The organism is Bordetella sp. (genome assembly GCF_057362025.1).
The window spans coordinates 1-22,378 of the sequence record NZ_JBMQQZ010000072.1 but is presented as its reverse complement, the minus strand read 5'-3'; the positions used below and the strand labels follow the sequence as shown (position 1 = coordinate 22,378).

Below are 22,378 nucleotides of genomic sequence, written 5' to 3'. Positions count from 1 at the left end.
ATCTGTATTCCGAGGGGAAGTCATGGACAGTCAAGAAGCCGCGCGGAAACCGGGCGCCGCCGGTCGCCTGTTTCGCGCAGCCGCGCTCACTGGCGTCAGCCTTGCATTCACGTTGACGGGCCTGTCCTTATCGGCCCCGGCGGCCGCGCAGGGCAACACGCTGAAAATCGGCGAAATCAACAGCTATAAGGCGCAGCCGGCCTTCCTGGAGCCCTACCGCAAGGGCATGGAACTGGCGGTGGAGCAGGTCAACGCGGCGGGAGGCATCGACGGCAAGAAGCTGGAATTGATCACCCGCGACGACAATGCCAACCCGGGCGATGCCGTGCGCGCGGCCGAAGAGCTGCTGTCGCGCGAACGGGTCGACGTGCTGATGGGTTCTTTCCTGTCCAACATCGGCCTGGCCTTGACGGACTTCGCCCGGCAGAAGAAAGTCTTCTTCCTGGCCAGCGAACCGCTGACGGACAAGATCGTCTGGCAGGATGGCAACCGCTATACGTTCCGGCTGCGCGTCTCCACCTATATGCAGACCGCCATGCTGGTGCCGGAAGCGGCCAAGCTGCACAAGAAGCGCTGGGCCATCGTCTATCCGAATTACGAGTACGGACAATCGGCCGCCGCCACCTTCAAGGCCTTGATGAAGAAGGCGCAACCCGATGTCGAGTTCGTCAACGAGCAAGCCACGCCGCTGGGCAAGATCGATGCCGGCAGCGTCGTGCAGGCCCTGGCCGACGCCAGGCCGGACGCCATATTCAACGTCCTGTTCGCCACCGACCTCGCCAAACTCGTGCGCGAAGGCAATACGCGCGGCCTGTTTCCCAAGACGCCCGTCGTCAGCCTGCTGAGCGGCGAACCGGAATACCTGGATCCGCTGAAGGACGAAACCCCCACCGGCTGGATCGTCACCGGTTATCCCTGGTATTCCATCCAGACGCCCGACCACGCGGCCTTCCTGAAGGCCTACCAGGACCGCTTCAAGGACTACCCGCGCCTGGGCTCCATCATCGGCTATAGCGCCGTCATATCGATGGCCACCGGCATGAAGAAAGCCGGCGGCGCCGATACGGAAAAGCTGATTGCGGCTTTCGAGGGCCTGAAGGTCGGCACGCCGTTCGGGCCGATCGAGTACCGTGCCATCGACCACCAGTCCACCATGGGCGCCTTCGTGGGCAAGCTCGCGCAGAAGGACGGCAAGGGCATCATGGTCGACTACCGCTACATGAATGGCGCGGACTTCCTGCCCTCCGACGAGGAAGTCAGGAAGCTGCGCCCGGCGCGCTAGCCGACCGCGCCAAGGACAGGCGGCGGACATGCGCGCCGGTATTGCCACCCAGGCAATGTCGGCGCGTGCCCCGCACGCGTCACGCCTGCTTCGCGGATTTTCCAGATGAACGTCAACGCATTACTGGTCCAGCTGCTCAACGGCCTGGCCGAAGCCTCTACCCTATTCCTGGTGGCCGCCGGCCTGTCGCTGATATTCGGCGTGACCCGCATCGTCAACTTCGCGCATGGGTCGCTGTACATGCTGGGCGTGTATATCGCGTACAGCCTGACCGAAACCTTCGGCGCCACGGGCCTGGGATATTGGGGCGGCATCCTGCTGACGGCCCTGGCGGTGGGCGCCCTTGGCGCCGCCGTCGAAATACTGCTGCTGCGGCGCGTCTACCATGCCCCGGAACTGTTCCAGCTGCTGGCGACCTTTGCGCTGGTGCTGGTCATCAACGATGCGGCGCTCGCCCTCTGGGGGCCGGAAGACCTGCTGGGCCGGCGCGCGCCCGGGCTGGGCGGGGCGGTGGAGATACTCGGCCGGCAATTTCCCACCTATAGCCTGGTGCTGATCGCCATCGGCCCGTCCGTGCTGCTGCTGCTCTGGCTGCTGCTGTCGCACACCCGCTGGGGCACGCTGGTTCGCGCGGCCACGCAAGACCGGGCAATGCTCGGCGCCCTGGGCGTGAATCAGGCATGGTTGTTCACCGGCGTATTCGCCCTGGGCGCCGCGCTGGCCGGCTTGGGCGGCGCGGTGCAACTGCCACGGGAGCCAGCCAGCCTGGGGCTGGACCTGCGCACCATCGGCGACGCCTTCGTCGTCGTGGTGGTCGGCGGCATGGGTTCCATCCCGGGCGCTTATCTCGCCGCATTGTTGATCGCCGAAATCAAGGCCCTGTGCATTGCCCTGGGCACCATCAACGTGGCCGGGCTGGAAATTTCGCTCTCGTCGCTTACCCTGGTCGCGGAATTCCTGGTCATGGCGGTCGTGCTGGCAATACGGCCCTGGGGCCTGCTGGGCCGTCCCGCCGTCACGGCGCGCGCCGCGGCCGCCATCGAAGCCCCGCTACGGCCATCGTCGCGCGCGCTGCGCGGCTTCGCCCTGGCGATACTGGCCCTGCTCGTCCTGCTGCCGCTGGCCGGCGACCGTTTCCCCTATGCCACCATCCTGCTCACCGACATCCTGACCGCGGCCCTCTTCGCCACCAGCCTGCACTTCATCATGGGACCGGCCGGCATGCACTCGTTCGGCCATGCGGCGTATTTCGGCCTGGGGGCATATGGCGCGGCCCTGCTGCTGAAAAACCTGGCGCTGCCCATGGAAGCGGCGCTGGCGCTCGCCCCGCTGGCCGCAGGCCTGGGCGCGCTGGTTTTCGGCTGGTTCTGCGTGCGGCTGTCGGGGGTCTATCTGGCCATGCTCACACTGGCCTTCTCGCAAATCGTCTGGTCCGTGGTCTATCAATGGGACGGGCTGACGGGCGGGTCCAACGGCATCACCGGCTTGTGGCCGTCCGCCTGGCTGTCGACCGGTGATGCCTATTACTACCTGACGCTGGTCCTGGCGGTCGCGGGCGTCCTGCTGCTGCGCCGCGTGCTGTTCTCGCCCTTCGGCTACGCCATGCGGGCGGGACGGGATTCCCCCCTGCGCGCCGACGCCATCGGCATCGACGTGCGCCGCGTGCAATGGGCCGCTTTCGTCGTCGCCGGCCTGTTCGCAGGGCTGGCGGGCGCGCTGTATGCGTTTTCCAAGGGCAGCATCGCGCCCGACGTCATGGCCGTCGGCAAATCGGTCGACGGGCTGGTGATGGTGCTGCTGGGCGGTATCCAGACCTTGGCCGGCCCGGTGGTCGGCGCCGCCGCCTTCACCTGGCTGCAGGACAACGTCATGCGCGCCACCGATTACTGGCGCGCCACGCTGGGAGGCGTGATCCTGCTGCTGGTGCTGGTCTTTCCGCAGGGCATCGCCGGCTTCGCCCGTCAATGGGCGGACCGTCGCCAGTCGCGCGGCCGCGCCGCGAAGCCGTCCAACGCCGGCGCGATCGGGAGATCGTCGTGAGCCTGCTGCAAGTCCGCAACCTCAGCAAGCACTTCGGCGGTATCGCGGCGGTCGACGGTATCGACTTCGACGTCGCGGCCGGCGAACTGCTGGCGCTGATCGGGCCCAACGGCGCGGGCAAATCCACGACCTTCAATATGGTCGGCGGACAGATCGAACCCAGTGCCGGGTCCATTACCCTCGATGGGAGAACACTGACGGGATTGCATCCGCGCGATATCTGGCGGCTGGGTGTGGGCCGTACCTTCCAGATCACCGAAACCTTCGCGTCCCTGTCGGTGGTCGAGAACGTGCAGATGACGCTGCTGTCGCACCACCGGCGGATTTTCGCGGGATGCAGGCCCGCATCGCCGCAATACCGCGTGCAGGCGCTGGATCTGCTGGAGCAGGTCGGCATGGCGGATCAGGCGCACCGTCCTTGCAGCGAACTCGCCTACGGCGACGTCAAGCGCGTCGAGCTGGCCATGGCGCTGGCGAACGACCCCAAGCTGCTGCTGATGGACGAACCCACGGCGGGCATGGCGGCGACCGAGCGCAACGCCCTGATGTCCCTGATCAAGCGGCTGGTGGTCGAACGCGGCATGGCCGTCCTGTTCACCGAACACAGCATGGACGTTGTCTTCGCGCACGCCGATCGCATCATCGTGCTGGCGCGCGGCAAAGCGATCGCCGAGGGCAGCGCGGCCGAAGTGCGGGCGGATCCCTTAGTACGGGAGGTGTACTTTGGCTCGGGGGCCGCCTTCGAGCCCGAACATCGTCCGCCCGCCGAAGAACCGCCATCCGGTCGCGGGGGCGGAAAGACCGAAGCCAACCCGCGCGCGCGCCGCGACGCCCGCATGGAACCGCAACGCCCCGCGCAGCCCGAAGCGCTGCTTCGCGTGCGGGACCTGAACGCCTGGTATGGCGCCGCCCATATCCTGTACGACATCAATCTGGAAGTCCGCCGTGGCGAAGTCGTCGCCCTGATGGGCCGCAATGGCGCGGGCAAATCCACGACATTGAAAGCCATCGTCGGCTTGCTCGAAAAACGCCGCGGCCAGGTGGCGTTCATGGGCCGGGACATCTCGCACAAGGCTCCGCATCAGATCGCCAGGGCCGGCCTTGGGTTCGTCCCGGAGGACAGGCGGATTTTCGCGGACCTGACGGTGCAGGAGAACCTGGAAGTCGGCCGGCAAGCGCCAAGGACGTGGCCCGATGGCGGGCCCGCCCCGGCGTGGACCGCCGACCGGCTCTATGCCTTGTTCCCCAACCTGCGCGCCATGCGGAATCGCCCGGGTGGCCGCATGAGCGGCGGCGAGCAGCAGATGCTGACCGTCGCGCGCACCTTGATGGGCAATCCCTATCTGGTGCTGCTGGACGAGCCCTCGGAAGGCGTCGCCCCATTGATCGTCGAACACATGGCGCGCGCGATCATCGAGCTGAAGCAGCAAGGCGCCAGCGTGCTGCTGTCCGAACAGAACCAGCGCTTCGCCGAAATGGTCGCGGACCGGCAATACGTGCTTGAAAAGGGCGAAATCACGGGTTCCGGCACGGTCTGACCCCTGCGCATTCGCCTCGTCGCGCGTGCGACGAGGCGAAGTCCAACGCAGGCCCGGTCATGGACGGACGGCACCGTGCGTCGACCGGGATGTATCGACGTCCTCGATCTCGCGCTGATGCTCCGGCGCGGAACCATCCAAGGCGCCGATCGCCTTCGCGTACCGGTCGATGCCGGGCAATGCCGTCAGGCCGTGAGCGACGATGCTGAGCAGCACCGTCGCCATGGCCGTCAGCTTGATCGTCTGCTCGCCGGGAAGACCGGTGGCCCCATCCAGGTAGACCAGTCCAAGGACGATCGACGCCAATCCTCTTGGACCGAACCAGCCCATGAACAGGACGGTCGACCGGCTCATGCGCGTGCCCCGCAGCGCGATCGCCACCGGCACCATGCGGATCAGCGTCAGGCTCAGCACCGCATAGGCCAGGATGGCGGTATCGAATTGCGCCCAGACGCCGGCAACGAACAGGCCGAACATGAAGAACACGAAATAGTTCAGGAATTGTCCCCAGTCCTCGGCGAATTCGACGCTGTGCCGGCCCACATCGCTGAAGCCCCATTGCGTCGCCAGGCCCGCCACGAACGCCGCGATGAACATGCTCGCGCCACTGGCCTCGGACGCCACCACGCATGCCAGCGGCAACGCCATGACGCCCAGCTGCGCGATGTTCTCCGCCATCCACGCCTTGCGTTGCGCCACCCCCAGTGCCCAGCCGCCCAGCAATCCGACGCCGAGTCCGACCAGTGTCCCGTAGCCGAGCTGCTCGATCAGGAAGCGCGTCAGTACCCTGCCCCCCTGGCTCGTCTCCGTCGCTTCGGCCAGCGCGATGAAGAACATCAGGAAAGGAACCGAGAGCCCATCGTTCAGGCCCGCCTCCACATTCAAGGCCTGCCGGATCCGTTGCGGCACCTGGGTACTGTTCACGATGACCTGTCCCAGCCCGGCGTCGGTCGGCGCCAGGATAGCGGCCAGGATGCCCGCCTCCCACCAGCTCAGCATGCGGAACACCGCCATCGCCAGCAGTACGCCCAGCCCGATCGTCAGCAGCATCCCGGTGCTCAGCAGCCGTACGGGCAGATTGGTGTCGCCCTTCAGCATGCGCGGGCTGACCCGCGACGCGTCGCTGAAGAGGGTCATCACCAGGCCGAGCTCCGCGATGAGCAGCAGATCCTTGCGATCGAGCGCGAGTTCGGCCACGGCTGCAAGCGAAGCGGACATGAGCGCGCCAACCGCGGTGAACACAATGGGCGCGGTCAGAACCGTCCGCTCCAGTCGCCGGGACACCAGGCTGTAGAAAAAGACCGTCGAGATGAATACCGCGATGATCAGCATCTGCCATCTCCCGCGAGCGAAGGCGGCCACCGTGCCTATCAGACTGCCGATCTTTCGCCGGCGGTTTGACCCAAATCAAACCGGCATGTCGACGCTATTCCCGCCCCTTCGGGTGCGGCATCGCGTCAGGGAGGCGGCGCGATGACCGCGTCCAGGGCGACCACCCCCTGGCCGCGCGGACGCGCCAGCAAAGGATTGATCTCGACCGACCCGATGGACGCGCGATGCCGGTACGCGAAGCGCGATAGCGCCACCAGGACATCCGCGATGGCGTCGATATCGCAAGGCGGCTCGCCGCGCGCCCCTTGCAGCAGCGCGTAGCCGCGGATCTCCCGGATCATCCCCAGCGCCTGGTCGCGGCCGAACGGGGCCAACCGGAAACTGACGTCCTTCAGCACCTCCACGAATACCCCACCCAGGCCGAACATGACCACCGGGCCGAAAACCGGGTCCAGGTGCGCGCCGGCGATGCATTCCACGCCGCCGCGCAGCAGCGGCGCGACGAGCACGCCGTCGATGCGCGCGTCGGGCCGCCGGCCGCGCACGGCGGCCAGGATGCCGGCATAGGCAGCGCGCACGTCCTGTTCCCCCGCGACACCGACCTTCACGCCGCCGACGTCGCTCTTGTGGGCGATGTCGGGCGAGACGATCTTCAGCACGGCCGGGCCTTGCAAGGCCGCGGCGGCAGCCACGGCCTGGTCGGCGCTGCCCGCCAAAGCCAAGGCGGGCGCCGGAATACCCGCCCGCCGCAGGATCTCCATGGCCTGTACCTCGTTGCATCCCCCCGCCGGCAGGTCCAGCGTGGCAATGGCATCATCGAGCGCCTCCGGCGCCGGTTGGGCGGCCGGCGTGTCCGCGAAAGCGGAGGCAATGACGCCCAGCGTACGGATGGCCGCGCTGGGATCGGCGAACACCAGGCAACCCTGCTGCTCCAGCTGCCGTTGCCGTTCCACCGGGAACAGCGCGCAGATGGCGGCAGGCACCTCAGGAAATTTGTCGCGCAGCCCCTGCGCGAATGCCTCGAAGGTGGGCCAGAGCGCAGGCGACGACCCGGCCGCCGCCAGGAACACCGCCACGGCGTCATACTGTCCATCGCCCAGGACGTCCTGGGCCGTCGCCCATAGCAGGCCCGGCTCGGTCACGGCCTGCCCGGTGACGTCGATGGGGTTGCGCGCGCTGGCGAACGGCACATGCCGCAGCAGCCTGGCCTGGGCCGCGGGCGCGGGCTCGGGCAGCCCCAGGCCGGAGTCGCTGGCCTCGTCCGCCATCAGGGCACCCACGCCGCCCGAAATGGAAAGGATGGCCAGCCGCTTGCCGCGTGGATAGTGGCGCAAGGTATCCAGCGCGTAGCCCAGATTGAAGAACTCCTCGATGGTGCGCGCGCGCAGTGCCCCATGCTGACGGAAAAGCGCGTCATAGACGGCATCGTCGCCCGCCAGCGCGGCCGTATGCGAGGCCGCCGCCTGCGCGCCGGCCTGGGTGCGGCCGATCTTGGTGACGACCACCGGCTTGCCCGCTTCCCGTGCCGCATCCAGCGCCCGGCGCAGCTTGCCGCCATCGCGGCACCCTTCCATGTAGGTCATGATGACCCGGGTGTGCGGGTCCCCTGCCAGCCAGGCGATGCAGTCGGCAACGTCGATATCGGCTTCGTTGCCGGTACTGATCCAATACGACAGGCCCAGGCCGCGCGCCTGCGCCATGCTATAGGCGTAGGCGCCGAAGGCGCCGCTCTGGGACACCATGCCGATGCCGCCTTCGCGCGCGGGATCGCGTGCCGCGGCAGGCGTGAACGTCGCATACACGCGGTCGCGCACATTCATGAAACCCAGGCAGTTGGGCCCCAGCAGGCGGATGCCGCGCGCACGGGCCACTTCCACCAGGCGCTCCTGCGCCGCCCTGCCCGCCTCGCCCGCCTCCGCGAACCCGGACGTGAAGACGACGGCGCCCGCCGCCTGGCCGGGCCGTGCACGGGCCAGCGCGTCGGCCGCGTGCTCGGCGGGCACCGCCAGCACGATCAGGTCCGTTTCGCCGTCCAGGGCCGCCAGATCGGGATAGGCCGGCAGGCCCTGCACGGTGTCCGCGCGCGGATTGATGGGGGTGATCCCGCCGTCGTAGCCATGCTGGCGCAGCAGCGTGATCGGCATGGCGCCTATCTTCCCCGGCGTGGCCGATGCGCCGACGACGGCGATGCTGCGCGGATGGAACAGGCGCGATAGCGAGGATTCGGAATTTGCGGACATGATGTGTGCTCGAAGCGTAGAAAGCCCGAAAGCGACGCCAATAGGCGGCGGGCAGATGCCCGACCGCGCTATGGACGGCGATCAGGAAAAGCGCACGACCGTGCGGCCGATATGGCCCCGATCGAGCAGGGATTGCAGCGTCGCGGGAAGCTGCGGCAGGTCGATGATCCGCGCCATACGGTCGATATGCCGGGGCCGATATTCGCGCGCCAGCTTGCCCCATACCTCGCGGCGCAGTGGCATGGGACTGTTGGCATTGATGCCGAGCAGCTTGACCCCGCGCAGGATGAAGGGCATGACGGTGGTCGGCAATTCGCCGCCGCCGGCGTTGCCCAATGCCGCCACCACGCCTTCGGGTTTCACCGCGGCCAACGCGTGCGCCAGCATGGCGCCGCCCACCGAATCGATCACGCCGGCCCAGCGCGCGCTCGCCAGGGGACGGCTGGCGCCGGCCAGATCGGGCGGCGCTTCCACAACGTGAGCGCCGATCTCGCGCAGATAATCGTGCGCGGCGGGTTTTCCGCTCATCGCGCACACCGTGTATCCGCGCCCGCCGAGTATGTCGATGGCGACGCCGGCCACGCCACCGGTGGCGCCCGTGACCAGCACCGGGCCGCGATCCGGGGCCAGTCCGCAATGCTCCATCCAGTGCAGCGACAAGGCGGCGGAATAGCCGGCCGCGCCGATTGCCGCGGCTTCGCGCAGGCCGATGCCCTCCGGCAGGGGCATGACCCACTCGTGGCGCACCCGGGCGTAGTGGGCGTAGCCGCCGTCGTGGTCCACGCCGATGCCGAAGCCATGCACGGCCACTTCCTGGCCGGGCCGCAGGCCGGGCTCCGCCGAATGCACCACCGTGCCGCTCAGGTCGATGCCACCGATACGTGGATAGTCGCGAACGATGCGGCCGATGCCGGCCATGGCCAGCGCGTCCTTGTAGTTCAGGCCCGCGTAGGCCACTTTCACCAGGGTGTCGCCAGGCGACAGGTCCTCGACCGTGATGGGTTCGATGCGGCCCTCCGGCCGTCCGCCGTCCACGCCGGCATGCAGCCTGTAGGCCGGGAATTCATTGATCGTCATGGGCGTTCTCCCGTGCGGCACGATGCCGGGACAGCAGCCGGCGCGCCAGCGTCGCGCGGTGCAACTCGTTGGCGCCGTCGTAGATGCGAAACGCGCGCAGCTCCTGCCAGATCTGGCCGACGGGGGTGTCGTCGGATACGCCGAGTGCGCCCATCATCTGGACGGCGCGGTCGGCTACCCGGCCCACGGCTTCCGACACGAAAACCTTGGCCATGGCGCTGCTCTCCTTGACCGGCTGTCCCAGGTCCATGCGCGCAGCGCAATCCAGCGTCAACAGCCGGCTGGCATGCAGGTCGATATGCGAATCGGCGACCATCGCTTGTATCTGCTGCAGATCGGCCAACCGCGCGCCGAAGGACTCCCGGTGCAATACGTGCGCCTGAGCGGTTTCCAACGCGCGGCGGGCGCGGCCGATGTAGCGCATGCAATGGAGCAGCCGCGCCGGTTCCAGCCGCAACTGGGCGTGCGCCAGGCCCAGTCCCGGTTCGCCGACGACGGCGCTGTCCTCCACCACGCAATCGCGCAGGCGGATTTCGGCATGGCCGCCGATCTGGTAGACCGTGACCATGCCGATGTCGCGCACGACCTCGTAGCCGGGATTGCCGGCGTCCACCAGAAAAAGCGTGGCACCGCTGTCCGTCATGGCCAGCACCAGCGCGAAATCGGCGCCGACGCCGCCGCTGATGAACATCTTGTGGCCGTTCAATACCCATTTGCCGGCACGCCGCTCGGCGCGCGTGCGCAACATGGCGGGATCGGAGCCCGCACCCGGCGGGGGCTCCGTCATCGCAAAGCAGGCACGCTGCTCGCCACGGGTCAACGGCGCCAGATAGCGTGCCTGTTGCGCCGGGGTCCCCAGGCGCAGCAATGTCAGCATATTGGGCTGGTCGGGCGCCGCGCAGTTCAGCGCCGCGGGCCCCAGGAAACTTCGGCCGGCGGACTCCAGCACCCGTGCCAATGCCCGCCATCCCAAGCCCAGGCCGCCCCATTCCGGCGGCAGCTGCGGCGCGTACAGGCCCGCCGCGCGCGCCTGCTGGCGCAAGGCGGCGACGCGGCGGTCCAGCTGCGCGACATCGCGCGCGATGGCCGGGGACTCCGCCGGAATCGCCACTTCATCGACGAAGCGCTCGACGCGCGCGCACAGCGCCTGCACACCGGCATCCTGGATGTTGTCGTCTTCGGCAACCATGCCCTCTACTCCTTGAATTCGACGCCGGCCCGCGGGCGCGGCGCCCGTGGCGAGGCCCTTGCCCGGCCGGCGCCGTGGCTATTGCACGCTGGCCCCGGTGGACGCCACCAGCTTGCTCCACCACGCGGTTTCCTCGGTGATCTGGCGGGCGAATTCCGCTGGCGTGTTGCCCAGGGGCTCCGCGCCCAGTTCCTGGAAACGGGTGCGCAGCTTCGGATCCGCCAAGGCCTGCACCACGGCGGCATGCAAGCGGTCGATGATCGCGGGGTCGGTCTTGGCCGGCGCCATCAACCCCTTCCAGGCCATGACCACGAAGCCCTCCAGCCCCGCTTCGGAGAATGTCGGAATATCCGGCGCGGCGGTCGCGCGCTTATCGCTGGGCACGGCCAGCGCCCGCAGATTGCCCGCCTTGACCTGCGGCAGCAGTGCCGGCATGTTGTCGATGATCATGTCGATGTGGCCGGCGACCAGATCGGTGATGGCCGGCCCGGTCCCTTTGTAAGGCACGTGCTGCATCTTCAAGCCGGCCCTCTGGTTCAGCAGTTCGCCGGCAAGATGGGCGGGCGAACCATTACCCGGCGAACCGAAAGAAAGCTTGCCAGGGTGGGCCCGCGCATACGCCAGGAACTCCTGCAAGGTCTTCGCCGGCATGGACTTCCCCACCACCATCAGGTTGTGTTCGCGCTCCAGGCACGAGATGGGGGCCAGGTCCTTCGCCGGGTCGTACGGCATATTGCGGTACAGGCTGGGGTTGATCACCGTGGGGCCTGCCGCGGCCAGCAGCAGCGTATAGCCATCGGGCGCCGCGCGGGCGACGAAGTCGCCGCCGATGTTGCCGCCCGCGCCGGGCCGGTTCTCCACGATGATGGGCTGGCCCAGTATGGGGTGCAGCGTATCGGCCAGGATGCGGCCCAGGATGTCGGTGGATCCGCCGGGCGCGAACGGCACGATCAAGCGTATCGGCCTGTCGGGATAGGCGGCCGACGCGCCATGCGGCGCGATGCACGATAAGGCGGCAATGGCGATGGCGGTCAACCATCCGTGAAGGCGTTGGGCAAGCATGGCGAAGTCTCCTTTGGCGGTGCGATGCGGGCTTCTGGCGGCCCGGCTGTGGGAAAGGCTGTGTACCTGGCGTCGGGCTTGCGCGCGACGCCGTGGCTCCGGCGTGCGCGGCTGGCTAGCGGCCGGGCGTATGGCCCGCCTGCGTCAAGGTATGGCGGGCAATCGTCAATTGGTGGATCTGGCTGGTGCCCTCGTACAGGCGGAACAGCCGCACGTCGCGGTAGAAGCGCTCGATGCCGTAGTCCGCGATATAGCCATAGCCGCCGTGCATCTGCACGCAGCGGTCGGCCACGCGGCCGCACATTTCCGACGCGAAGTACTTGCACATCGACGCGTCCAGCGTCACATCCCTGCCCTCGTCCCGGGCGCGCGCGGTTTGCAGCACGAGCGCGCGCGCGGCCTGGATCTCGGTATTGCAGTCGGCGATCATCGCCTGCACCAGTTGGAAATCCATCAGCGGCTTGCCGAACTGGCGGCGTTGCGCCACAAAGCGCATCGTGTCGTCCAGCATGCGGATGGCCGGGCCGATGCACAGCGCGGCCAGATGGATGCGCTGCTTATTCAGCACCTTCATCGCCGTCTTGAACCCCTGGCCCTCGCGACCGCCGATGATGTTGGCGGCCGGCACGCGGCAATCCTGGAAGTACACCGCGGAGACCGGCGAGCCGGCCTGCCCCATCTTGTCGTAAGCCTGCCCGGTGGACAATCCCTGCGCGCCACGCTCGACGATAAAAGCCGTGATCCCGCGCGCGCCCGCCTCGTCCGGATCGGTGCGCGCCATCACGGTGAACACGTCGGCCAGGGGCGCATTGGTGATGAAGCATTTCTCGCCGTTCAGCACATACTCGTCGCCGTCGCGCACCGCCGTCGTGCGCAAGGCCGTCGCGTCCGAACCCGCTTCCGGTTCCGTCAGGGCGAAGCAGCCCGTCAACTCGCCGCTGGCCAGCCCCGGCAGGTAGCGCTGCTTCTGCGCGTCGGTGCCATCGGCCACCAAGGCTTCGGAACCGATCCCGGTATTCGTCCCGACACGCGCCCGGAACGCCACCGAACACTGCGAAAGCTCCAGCGCCGCCAGGATCAGCTCCTCGGTCGTCATGCCGGCGCCGCCGAAGGCTTGCGGGATCGAATAGCCGAACATGCCTTGCGCGGCCATGGCCGCCACGATATCGCCGGGCACCTCGTCCCGCGCGGCAACTTCCGCTTCGCGCGGTATCAGACGCTCCCGGACGAAGCGGCGCAGGCTATCGATGAATCCCGCGTAGCCTTCGGCATCCCTGATCATGTCTTTGTCTCCATTTCCTGGCGGCCGCGTTCGGTGTGGGTGCGCGGGCTCGTGGACCAAGCTGGAAGCAGCCTAGCAAAACCCTGGAATCCGCGAGACAACTGTTTCGATATCTTGAACGCGGGACACGCCGCGCCGCCCGCAGCTGTTCTATGATCGGACCACCCGCGCGGCCAGGCCATGCCGCATCCGGATGCCTCCCATGCCCGCCACATCCCGCAAGCGCCATCCCGATCCCGCCTTCGCCACCACGCTGGCGCACGGCCTGTCGGTGCTCCAGGCCTTCCGTCACGGAGAGCCCGCCCTAAGCAACGGCGACCTGTCCGCGCGCACGGCCTTGTCCAAGGCAACCATCTCGCGATTGACCAACACTCTGGTGCAGCGCGGCCTGCTCTCGTACGACGCCGGCCTGCGGCGGTATCGGCTGGGCCCGGCCGTCCTGGCGCTGAGCTACCCCCTGCTTGCCAACGTGCGCGTGCGCCAGCTTGCACGGCCGATGATGCAGCGCCTGGCGGAATTCGCGGGCGGATCGGTGTCCCTGGGCATGCAGCATGACCTGCACATGGTGTATCTGGAGACCTGCCGCGGCCACGACGCCATCGCCTTCCGGCCCGACATCGGCGCCTTGCTTCCTCTGCTGCCCTGCGCCATGGGTCGCGCGTGGCTGGCGCAGGCCCCGGCGGACCAGGCAGGGCCGATACTGGAAGCGCTGCGCCAACAGGACGCGGCCGCATGGACCCGGCACCAGGCAGCGTGGCGGCAAGCCCAGGACGATTTCGCGCGGCATGGATACTGCGTATCGGAAGGCGACTGGCTATCGGACATCCATGCGGTCGCCGTGCCCATGCGCAAGCCCGTCGACGGCCGCGTGCTGGTCTTTAACTGCGGCGTGCCCCTGTCCCGCCTGCGCCCCGGCGCGCTGCGCACGCGCATCGCCCCGCGCCTGTGCAAACTGGTCGCGCGCGTCGAACGGATGCTGGACGCGCAAGATGCCTGAGCGCCACGACCCCGACTTCGCCGCCACCCTGGCGCACGGCATCGACATCCTGGCGTGCTTCAGCGCGGAACGCCCCCTCCTGGCCAACAAGGACTTCGCGCTGCGCACCGGACTGTCCCGAAGCGCGGTGGCGCGCCTGACGCATACGCTGGTGCAACTGGGCTACCTGCAAGCGGTCGGGGAGCCGCCACGCTACAGATTGGGCGCGGCCGTACTGGCGCTTAGCCATCCCCTGCTGGCCAGCATGCCCATCCGCCAGGTCGCCCGGCCCTTGATGAAAATGGTGGCCAACCACATACGCGGCGCCGTGTCGCTGGTGGTCCGGGACCGGCTGCAGATGGTCTATGTGGATACGGCAAGATCCAACGAAGCACTGCAAACGCGCCCGGACATCGGCGCGGCCCTGCCCCTGCTATCCAGCGCGGCCGGCAAGGCGTGGCTGGCACGATCGTCCGACGCCGATCGCGCGTCCGTCCTGAACCAACTGAAACTGGCCGACCCCCACCACTACGCCGCGCATATCGGCACATTGGCGGCCGCCCGCAGGGATCTGGAGCGCAAGGGGTACTGCGGCAACAACGTGCAGTGGCGCCCCGATGCGTACGGTTTCGCCGCGCCGCTCTGCCGTCCCTATCAGTCGCTTTTGTATGTGTTCAATTGCGGCGTGCCATCCAGTGACGGGCCATACCGGGAACGGGCAGCGGACATCGGTCCACGGCTGGTGGCGCTGGCACGGGAGGTGGAGCGCATGCTGGGGATGCGGGATGGGGTGTAGGGCCAGGCGTCGCAGCAGCGACAGTGGGCCAGTGCGACACCGGCCCTCCATACCGTCTTAAACCGCCGCAGCAGCCTTGGCCGGCCTGGCGAGTCCGCTCAAACCGAGGCCTTCCAGCAATTGCCCCTGAATCGACTCAGACTGAGCATTCATGATGTCGGTACCGAACGGCTGGCCCACGACCACTCGCGCCGGCCGCGAGCCGGCAGGCTGATCGATGATAGTGGCAATAGCCTTGGCGACGTCATGCGGATTCGGAGCATTCTCGCTTTGGAACAGATCCATCAGGGTCTGGACCATTTTCTCGGGGACTTTGCCGATCTCCCCATACTCGACTGCACGGCCCTCGTCAGCAGGTCGCTGGGCACTCGCGAAAATCCCCGTCGGATAGTTGCTCGGCTGCACAAGCACAACATCGATGCCCGAGGCGGACAACTCGTATCGATAGCTATCGGTCAATGCCTCCAGGGCGAACTTCGATGCACCATAAAGACCGAAAAACGGGAAAGTCACTCGACCGAGAATCGATCCAATGTTTATCGCCAACCCCTGGCCCTGGCGACGGAAGGATGGAAGCACGGCTCGCAGCATCCGCTGGACACCGAAGACGTTTACCTCGAAGAGTGCCTTGGCCTGGTCCGCAGTGAATGACTCGGAGACACCAGCCGACCCAATGCCGGCATTGTTGACGACGACATCAAGGTGTTTGGCCTGCGCCAGCACGGATGCCACTCCACGCTCGACATTCACATCATCGGTGACATCGATCTCCACGACCTTGACACCCAGGGCCTGCAACGCCTCTGCATGTTGCCGATTGCGGCCGCTCACATCGCGCATGGCGGCGTACACATGGTGTCCGGCCTTAGCCAGTGTTTCCGCCGCGTCGCGACCGAAACCGCTACTGGTGCCAGTGATAAGTACGGTCTTGGGCATCATAGATATCTTTCTGTTTGATCATGGACGAGAGACACACGGCTCGGCGGAGACGCACGGCTAGCCGTACCTGAAACGACGACGAAGCCCGCAATCGCCTGTTGAGTCCGTCTCGGATGCAATCGCTTTGCTATCGCCAATTTAGATGTTGATCGACACCATATTAGATGTCGATTGACATCCAACGTCAAGTGGCAAATATCAAGTCGCCGCAGCATAGGGGTTGACGCGATTTTTAGATGTCGAAAAAATCTATAACCAGCGTTGCTTGCGGACGAGTTCACCGAGATAACATCGTCAATGGCTCCCCCTGAATCGCGCTGGGAGGTGAGGCTGCAGGAAGCAGCGAACTCGTACGCGAAGCGCACCGAAACGGCGACTGCCCCTCTTCCCTTACCGGAAGACAGCCGCGGATTCCGGTACGGATTACGCAATTTCAGATATAGCGGCAGGCAATGGAAGGAACGCGAATGGAAAACCGTGAAGACGGGATGCACCCGTTGGATCAAGTAATCTGGAATGCGCTCACGGGCGAACAAAGGCGTTTTTCAATTGGCGACGGCCGAGTGCGCCGATACCTGCCCACGATCGCGCCATTCGCCGCAATGCCTGATGTCAGCCCTGCCGCTCTCAAAACCTTGCTCTCGTTAATCGCGGAGCATGGGCCGGCTGCTTTCAGCACCACGGACGCAATTCCTGCATTGCCGGATCTTGTCGTGGCGAAGCATGCGATGCTCGTCCAGATGGTCTGGCAAGGGAGACCGATGCCCATCGAAACAGGAGAGTACGTCAGATTGACCGATAGTGACGCTTCTGACATGGTTGCTTTGGCCACTGAAACCCAGCCTGGCCCATTTGCTCGACGGACAGTCGAGTTGGGGAACTATCTTGGCGTGCGTCGGCAAGGAAAATTGGTTGCGATGGCAGGCGAGCGTATGCGGATCAGTGGGTACATCGAGATCAGCGCGGTGTGCGTAGCCCCAGACTTTCGAGGACAAGGGCTCGCAAGGGAATTAATGGGATCGTTGATCTCGGAAATTCTGGCGCGCGGCGAGATCCCCTTCCTGCACGTCTTGAAATCGAATCAGGGTGCTATCGCGCTTTATCGAGCACTGGGCTTTGTCGAACGGGTCGACATGCATCTTACCGTGATCGACAAGAGATAGGACTAGAAAAGGGTTTGATTCTGCCTGCCTGCCTTTCGCTGCCGGTCGATCTATCAATGTTCCAACGGCATGAATCAGAACGGGACAATCAATTATCGTTGCGTTCCCGGCTGAAAATCTTCACGATTAGCGACGACATAATCGCGCACGGAAAGCGGTTTTTGACCCGTTATCTGTTCGACCAGATCGTTAGTGCCTGCGAACTCGCCTGCCTGATAGCCGCGATACACAGACGTAATGTGCTGGATGAAATACGCCGGCAATCCCAACTGCTCGAGACGCGCCTCGAATGATTCGACGCTCTCTGCTTCATATCGCACCGGGCGGCCGAGCGCATCGCCGACTATTTTCGCGATCTGCTCGTGATTCAGTTCCTGCGCGCCGAACAATGGATATGTCTTGCCTGCGTGAGGCTCAGGATCCAGCAGGATGCGAGCGATCACGCGGCCCTGGTCGGCAGCGGCGATCGGAGCGTGACGGCCGCTGCCGGCAGGCGCGCGTAGCAGGTCGTCGTTCGCGATCTGCGAGCGCTGAAATCCGTAGCTTAGCCATTCCATGAAGAATGTCGGCCGCAGATGCGTGACGGGAATGCCGGACCAATCGAATATGCGCTCGCCATACCAGTGCGCAAGCGATGCATGGCTCCGCGCGTCGGCGCTCGCCGAAATCTGCGACATGTTGACGATGGAGCGAACGCCTGCGAGCTTCGCGGCGTGCGCAAAATAAGCGGTCGCATCGACGAGTTGCGGCTGCATGATCGGATACACGAAATAGGCACCCGTCGTGCCTCGTAGCGCTGCCTGAACGGCATGACTGTCGAGCAGGTCTCCCGCAACCACTTCAACGCCGCGTGTGCGCAATGAAGCGGCGCGTTCATCGTCGCGATGGACCAGTGCGCGCGCGCGTGCGCCCCGCGACAGCAGTTCCTCGATGGCGGCACCGCCCGTTGCACCGGTAGCGCCCGTAATCAGATACACATCGTGCTTCATCTCATACTCCAGGTTGGAACATGACGGTATTCGTCCGTCGGCGTGGCGGGCGGTAGCGACCATCCAGGAAATCCCGACGATCGGCTGGCTCTTACATCCCGCCGGCTCTCAGTCTTCCGACTTACGCAAGGGCGCGGGGGGAACCACGGTCTTGATGAGGCCTGTTTTTACGTCGTACACCAGCCCCGACACGATCAGGTTATCGGGAAGATCCCTGTTCGCTCGGAGTGCCGCGACATCGAGTGCCACCGCTTCGTACGGTTCCGTAATAGCGAGTTCATCGAGTGCTTCTGGCGCGACGCCAAGATGCCTTGCGAGCAACGCAGGCGCATGCTTGTGGCAACCGATAATCCCGCAATCCGTGTGCTGGAGCAGAACAAGATTGCGCGCGCCATCGGGACGCCCCGCCGCTTTCGCGACGACACTCAGCACTGCCAACGTTTCGAGCAACGGTTTGTTGATGCGGCCACCGACATTGCGAATGACGACCGCCTCGCCCTGCTTCAAACCGAGCACATTGGCAGGATCGACGCGCGGGTCGACACAGCCCACAACCACCGTTCCGGTCGACGGCATCATCTTCAATTCGGGCGCGAACGTGGTATTTGCGAAGTCGACGTTCCGCTCCAGCATGACATCGTTGAAGTCCATTTTCTCTTACTCCTGCGTTGTTGGAACGACGTGGCCTGGTTGGATCCCGGCGTTTGGCGCATCGCACTTGCGCGATGTGCATCGGACGACGGTATTGGGCGATTTCATGTGTGACTCAGACGAGCTCTTCCAGATCGCTGGCCGGCTCTTCACACGCTGCGCGGACGGATCGCTCGACGACGTGCAATTTCGGCGTGCGGTCGATCACCAGCCCTAGCACATCGGGACGGCTGTAATGCCCCCGGGAGTCCATCATGCGTTTGCGCTTGTCGATCTGCCAGAAATCCAGATCGGCGATGATCTCGCCCTCTCCTTCACGCAGCGGCGCGCCACCCATGTACTCGCCCTCCGGAGAAACAATGGCGGTGAAACAGCCGCTGGAGATCGGCCCAATCTGCGTTGTATTGGTATCCTGCAGAATCTGCTGTTGCTGTTCGGGCGTCAGCCAGGCGGTGGCGTTGACCACGAAGGCCCCGGCCTCCAGCGCATGCTGGCGGATGTTCACGGAAATCTGCTCCGAGAAAAGATCGCCTGCGAACGAACCGGGATACATGGCCGAATGGATTTCCTCGCCATCAGCCATCAGCGCGTAGCGTGCAAGCGGGTTGTAGTGCTCCCAGCACGCCAACTGGCCGACGCGCCCCACGGCGGTATCGATTGCGCGCAGGCCTGAGCCGTCGCCCATTCCCCAGACCATTCGCTCGTGATAGGTGGGCGAGAGCTTCCGGCGCCGCTGAACGAGACTGCCATCGGCATCGAACAGGAGTTGCGTGTTGTAGAGCGTGCCGCCGTCGCGTTCATTGACGCCAATGGATACCACCATTCCAGCCTGGCGTGCCGCGTCGCCGATTGCGCGAGTCGTGGCCGACGGGACAGTCACCGCCTGCTCGAGCAACTTGTAATGCTCCGAACCCATGGCGAACGGCGATTCGATGAACGAGAAGTACGGATAATAGGGAACGACGGTCTCGGGAAATGTCGCGAACTGGACGCCCTGCTTGCCGAGCTCCAGAATTTTTCTGACGACTTTATCGACAGTACCCTCCCGGCTATAGAGGACGGGCGCAATCTGGACCGCCGCGGCGCGGATGATTTTCGACATGGTGATGTTCCTTTCGCTGGTTCTGGCGCGGCTAAGAGAAGTGCCTGTACCTTAACGGCGCGCGCCATTACTAGCCATGTCGTTGTTGCCACCATTCATGACATCCGTCGCCGTGGCGCAGTAAGCTCACTGCTCAGCGTCATCGGTCTGCTAGCTGGGAGTTCGACCCAGACGGTACTCCTTCACATCACGTTCATATTGCGAACGGCAGGAACAGATATGCACCGGATTGGCTTTATAGTGCCGAGAAAATTTCAGATGATGAGCCTCGCGGCTCTGACGGTGTTCGAGATCGCGAACATGCCACCGAAAGGACCCTCCTACGAGGTCCATCTGTTGTCTGAACACGGCGGTCCTGTTGTATCTTCAGGTGGCATGACATTGGAAACCGAGGCATTCGGCGATCCGGTATTCGACACCGTCATCATGGGCTCGATCACCGAAATGAAGATTCCGCCTTCCGACGCGCCTGTGGTTGCGTTCGTCAAAGAGGCGGCGAAGGCGTCCAGGCGGATAAGCTCGATCTGCAGCGGCGCATTTGTCCTCGCCGAGGCAGGATTACTGGATGGTAGACGCGCCACCATGCATTGGGCGCACGCGTCCGAATTCAGGGTGCGTTTCCCGAATGTCCGCATAGAAGAAGACCGCATATTCGTCAACGATGGTCCGTTCTGGACTTCGGCGGGAATGACGGCGGGCATCGACCTTTCCCTGGCGTTGCTCGACAACGACCTCGGCCCCGATGCCGCAAAAATGGTTGCCAGACTGCTCGTCATGAATCAGCGTCGACTGGGCGGTCAGCTGCAGCATTCCGCACTGCTGGATATGACGCCGAAATCCGATCGGATCGAACTGGTCCTCGCGCACATTCGCCGTAACCTGCGCAATCCCCTCACCATCGAAGAGCTTGCGGAAGTGGCGAACCTCAGTCCTCGCCAGTTCAGCCGCGCATTCGTGGCCGAGACGGGTCAGTCGCCCGCCAAAGCTGTCGAACAGCTTCGTCTGGAAGCAGCCCGATTCATGATCGAGCAAGGCCGCCATACGATCAACGTGGTCGCGCAGGAAACGGGTTTTTCGGACCGGGAACGGATGCGGCGCGCGTTCGTCCGGACGTACGGTGTACCGGCCGATATCCTGCGCAGGAACGCCCGGGCGGAATCCGCCGCCGGCAGCTGAAGTCGCTCGATGCTACAAGCTTTTCCCACGCGATATCCAGAGCATCAACGACCTCGATGCAGAGATACCACACCGTCGGCTCCAGCTGCCGATGCCGAGGCTTGGCAGCGCCAGCTCGCGTCGGTGAGTGACGGCAGCGTGACACGCGTTAGTGGCTACTGGCGTATTCCAATTCGCGTCCCCGGCCAACCAGCCGTCCACCCATATTCGGGAAAGCACGGTCGTCACCCAAAATCAGTAATCCGTCGCGGGCACTCACCTCACATGTGAGATCTCCCAATTTTTTTGTCCACGTGACGACCTTGACAATCAACCTTGACAATCCACTCCATGGAAACGACAGTAGTTTCCATGGAAAGCCATGCCTCCTCCACACGTTCTCGCACCACCGCTTCCGCAATAGGAGGAATGGCAATGAGCAAGGCGATAGAGAATCTGAAATCCGCGCAGCAGCGGGCCGTGATCGACAGACCTAAAGTGGGCGGGTTTCCATACCTGGCCGATACCCTTCGTCGAGCGGGCGTCGTGCGGAACATATGGTTCTTACCGGCATGCCAGAGCCTGTATCTGACTCAGGATGGGCCGGTGGTCATGCAGGGAACGCCGCTGGTGACAGGCGCGGCAGACGTACCGGCATTCGATAGGCATGCGCTCGTAAAGGCGCTGCGGACCGACCAGGCAGGAGAGAGCACGTTTCCGGAATTTCTCGAGGCTGCGTGGCGCGCAGGTGTTGTCCGCTACGACGTGGACCTGGTTGCTCGAACCGTTAAGTACTACGGTTGCCTGGATGAGGAATACGTCGAGCAGTATCCCGCTTTGGAAGGCCAATAGCTGATTCGTACACGCTGACATGCGCCGGCGGTGCCGAGCGCGAGAAGACTGTGTCCATTTTCTTGGGGACCATCATGTCGCCACCACTCACACGCCGCGCGTTTCACCATCTGGCCGCCAGCGGGGCCGCGCTTATCGGCAGCCATGCCCTGTGGCCTCTGGCCCGGGCCGACGAGGGAGTCGATGTGCCCTGGACTTACGACGATCCGCATCTTAGCGGGAACTTCCTTCCGGTGCAGCGCGAGGTCGACGCACACGATCTTCGAGTGAGTTCGGGGAAGATTCCCGCCGACTTGCGCGGCGTCTACATGCGCAACGGACCCAACCCGGAGTTCAAGCCTATCGGCTACACCTATCCGCTCGACGGCGATGGCATGATTCATGCCGTCTATATCGAAGACGGAAAGGCCCGTTATTGCAATCGTTTCGTGAAAACGCAAAGCCTGATGGTCGAGCGCCGGGCCGGCAGGGCCGTCTTTGGAAGCTTCGCGCATCCTGTGCCTGTCGATCGCGGCCTATTCCTACCGGGAGAAGCGCCATCGTTCCTGAAAAACGGCGCCTTCGTGAACATTATCCAGCATGGCGGCCGCTTTATCGCGCTCAACGAAGCAACGACCAGCTACGAGATAAGCGCGGAACTGGATACCTTGGGCCAATGGACCGCCGGCGGCTCCGAACCGTTGCGCCTAGGCGCTCACAATCGGCACCATCCG

19 protein-coding genes are annotated in these 22,378 nt (G+C 65.0%); 9 read left to right on the top strand and 10 right to left on the bottom strand.

Features of this window, described 5'->3' with window-relative positions; genetic code table 11:
* The first annotated feature begins 22 nt into the window (after positions 1-22).
* The 3 genes from ACO1P8_RS13840 (at position 23) to ACO1P8_RS13830 (ending at position 4,860) form a co-directional block, all read left to right on the top strand.
* Entirely contained in the window at positions 23-1,282 is a 1,260-nt protein-coding gene (locus ACO1P8_RS13840; RefSeq protein WP_486296465.1) for an ABC transporter substrate-binding protein, read from the top strand.
* A 105-nt stretch (positions 1,283-1,387) separates the two neighbouring features.
* On the top strand, positions 1,388-3,322 hold the full coding sequence (locus ACO1P8_RS13835; RefSeq protein ID WP_486296464.1) for an ABC transporter permease: 1,935 nt from the start codon (positions 1,388-1,390) through the stop codon (positions 3,320-3,322).
* Positions 3,319-4,860 carry an ATP-binding cassette domain-containing protein gene (locus ACO1P8_RS13830; RefSeq protein ID WP_486296463.1) on the top strand — a complete coding sequence of 514 codons (1,542 nt, stop codon included), beginning with the start codon at positions 3,319-3,321 and terminating at the stop codon, positions 4,858-4,860. Before ACO1P8_RS13835 ends, ACO1P8_RS13830 begins: the two co-directional genes overlap by 4 nt.
* Before the next feature lie 57 nt (positions 4,861-4,917).
* Here the strand turns inward: ACO1P8_RS13830 and ACO1P8_RS13825 are convergent, their stop codons facing one another.
* The 6 genes from ACO1P8_RS13825 to ACO1P8_RS13800 all read right to left on the bottom strand — a co-directional run bounded on the left by ACO1P8_RS13825 (position 4,918) and on the right by ACO1P8_RS13800 (position 13,042).
* Positions 4,918-6,192: a cation:proton antiporter gene (locus ACO1P8_RS13825; RefSeq protein ID WP_486296462.1), complete on the bottom strand. Its 1,275-nt coding sequence runs from the start codon at positions 6,190-6,192 to the stop codon at positions 4,918-4,920.
* A gap of 125 nt (positions 6,193-6,317) precedes the next feature.
* Entirely contained in the window at positions 6,318-8,432 is a 2,115-nt protein-coding gene (locus tag ACO1P8_RS13820) for an acetate--CoA ligase family protein (protein ID WP_486296461.1), read from the bottom strand.
* Between the two features lie 81 nt (positions 8,433-8,513).
* Entirely contained in the window at positions 8,514-9,509 is a 996-nt protein-coding gene (locus ACO1P8_RS13815; protein WP_486296460.1) for an acrylyl-CoA reductase family protein, read from the bottom strand.
* Complete coding sequence (locus ACO1P8_RS13810; protein WP_486296459.1) at positions 9,496-10,698, bottom strand: acyl-CoA dehydrogenase family protein; 1,203 nt, start codon at positions 10,696-10,698, stop codon at positions 9,496-9,498. Before ACO1P8_RS13810 ends, ACO1P8_RS13815 begins: the two co-directional genes overlap by 14 nt.
* 78 nt (positions 10,699-10,776) lie before the next feature.
* Positions 10,777-11,760, bottom strand: coding sequence for a Bug family tripartite tricarboxylate transporter substrate binding protein (locus tag ACO1P8_RS13805; RefSeq protein WP_486296458.1), 984 nt, complete (start codon positions 11,758-11,760; stop codon positions 10,777-10,779).
* Between the two features lie 115 nt (positions 11,761-11,875).
* Complete coding sequence (locus ACO1P8_RS13800; protein ID WP_486296457.1) at positions 11,876-13,042, bottom strand: acyl-CoA dehydrogenase family protein; 1,167 nt, start codon at positions 13,040-13,042, stop codon at positions 11,876-11,878.
* 202 nt (positions 13,043-13,244) lie between these two features.
* On the opposite strand from ACO1P8_RS13800, the gene ACO1P8_RS13795 reads away from it, so the two are divergent.
* Positions 13,245-14,039, top strand: coding sequence for an IclR family transcriptional regulator (locus tag ACO1P8_RS13795; RefSeq protein ID WP_486296456.1), 795 nt, complete (start codon positions 13,245-13,247; stop codon positions 14,037-14,039).
* On the top strand, positions 14,032-14,814 hold the full coding sequence (locus tag ACO1P8_RS13790; protein WP_486296455.1) for an IclR family transcriptional regulator: 783 nt from the start codon (positions 14,032-14,034) through the stop codon (positions 14,812-14,814). The genes ACO1P8_RS13795 and ACO1P8_RS13790 overlap by 8 nt, the downstream gene beginning before the upstream one ends.
* 57 nt (positions 14,815-14,871) lie before the next feature.
* Here the strand turns inward: ACO1P8_RS13790 and ACO1P8_RS13785 are convergent, their stop codons facing one another.
* Positions 14,872-15,753: an SDR family oxidoreductase gene (locus tag ACO1P8_RS13785; protein WP_486296454.1), complete on the bottom strand. Its 882-nt coding sequence runs from the start codon at positions 15,751-15,753 to the stop codon at positions 14,872-14,874.
* A gap of 467 nt (positions 15,754-16,220) precedes the next feature.
* On the opposite strand from ACO1P8_RS13785, the gene ACO1P8_RS13780 reads away from it, so the two are divergent.
* Complete coding sequence (locus ACO1P8_RS13780; RefSeq protein WP_486296453.1) at positions 16,221-16,916, top strand: GNAT family N-acetyltransferase; 696 nt, start codon at positions 16,221-16,223, stop codon at positions 16,914-16,916.
* Positions 16,917-17,008: 92 nt separating this feature from the next.
* On the opposite strand, the gene ACO1P8_RS13775 is transcribed toward ACO1P8_RS13780, so the two are convergent.
* The 3 genes from ACO1P8_RS13775 to ACO1P8_RS13765 all read right to left on the bottom strand — a co-directional run bounded on the left by ACO1P8_RS13775 (position 17,009) and on the right by ACO1P8_RS13765 (position 19,658).
* Positions 17,009-17,905 (bottom strand): NmrA family NAD(P)-binding protein, encoded by an 897-nt coding sequence (locus tag ACO1P8_RS13775; protein WP_486296452.1) that lies wholly within the window; start codon positions 17,903-17,905, stop codon positions 17,009-17,011.
* 108 nt (positions 17,906-18,013) lie between these two features.
* Entirely contained in the window at positions 18,014-18,556 is a 543-nt protein-coding gene (locus tag ACO1P8_RS13770; protein ID WP_486296451.1) for a carbonic anhydrase, read from the bottom strand.
* Positions 18,557-18,671: 115 nt separating this feature from the next.
* Positions 18,672-19,658, bottom strand: coding sequence for a nitrilase-related carbon-nitrogen hydrolase (locus tag ACO1P8_RS13765; protein ID WP_486296450.1), 987 nt, complete (start codon positions 19,656-19,658; stop codon positions 18,672-18,674).
* Between the two features lie 219 nt (positions 19,659-19,877).
* Between ACO1P8_RS13765 and ACO1P8_RS13760 the strand changes: the two genes are divergently transcribed.
* From ACO1P8_RS13760 to ACO1P8_RS13750, 3 genes are all read left to right on the top strand, one after another.
* Entirely contained in the window at positions 19,878-20,834 is a 957-nt protein-coding gene (locus ACO1P8_RS13760; RefSeq protein WP_486296449.1) for a GlxA family transcriptional regulator, read from the top strand.
* A gap of 414 nt (positions 20,835-21,248) precedes the next feature.
* Positions 21,249-21,665, top strand: a complete 417-nt coding sequence (locus tag ACO1P8_RS13755) for a DUF1398 domain-containing protein (protein WP_486296448.1) — start codon at positions 21,249-21,251, stop codon at positions 21,663-21,665.
* A 50-nt stretch (positions 21,666-21,715) separates the two neighbouring features.
* Positions 21,716-22,378 (top strand): carotenoid oxygenase family protein (locus tag ACO1P8_RS13750; RefSeq protein ID WP_486296447.1); only part of this gene is annotated, 663 nt, incomplete at its 3' end.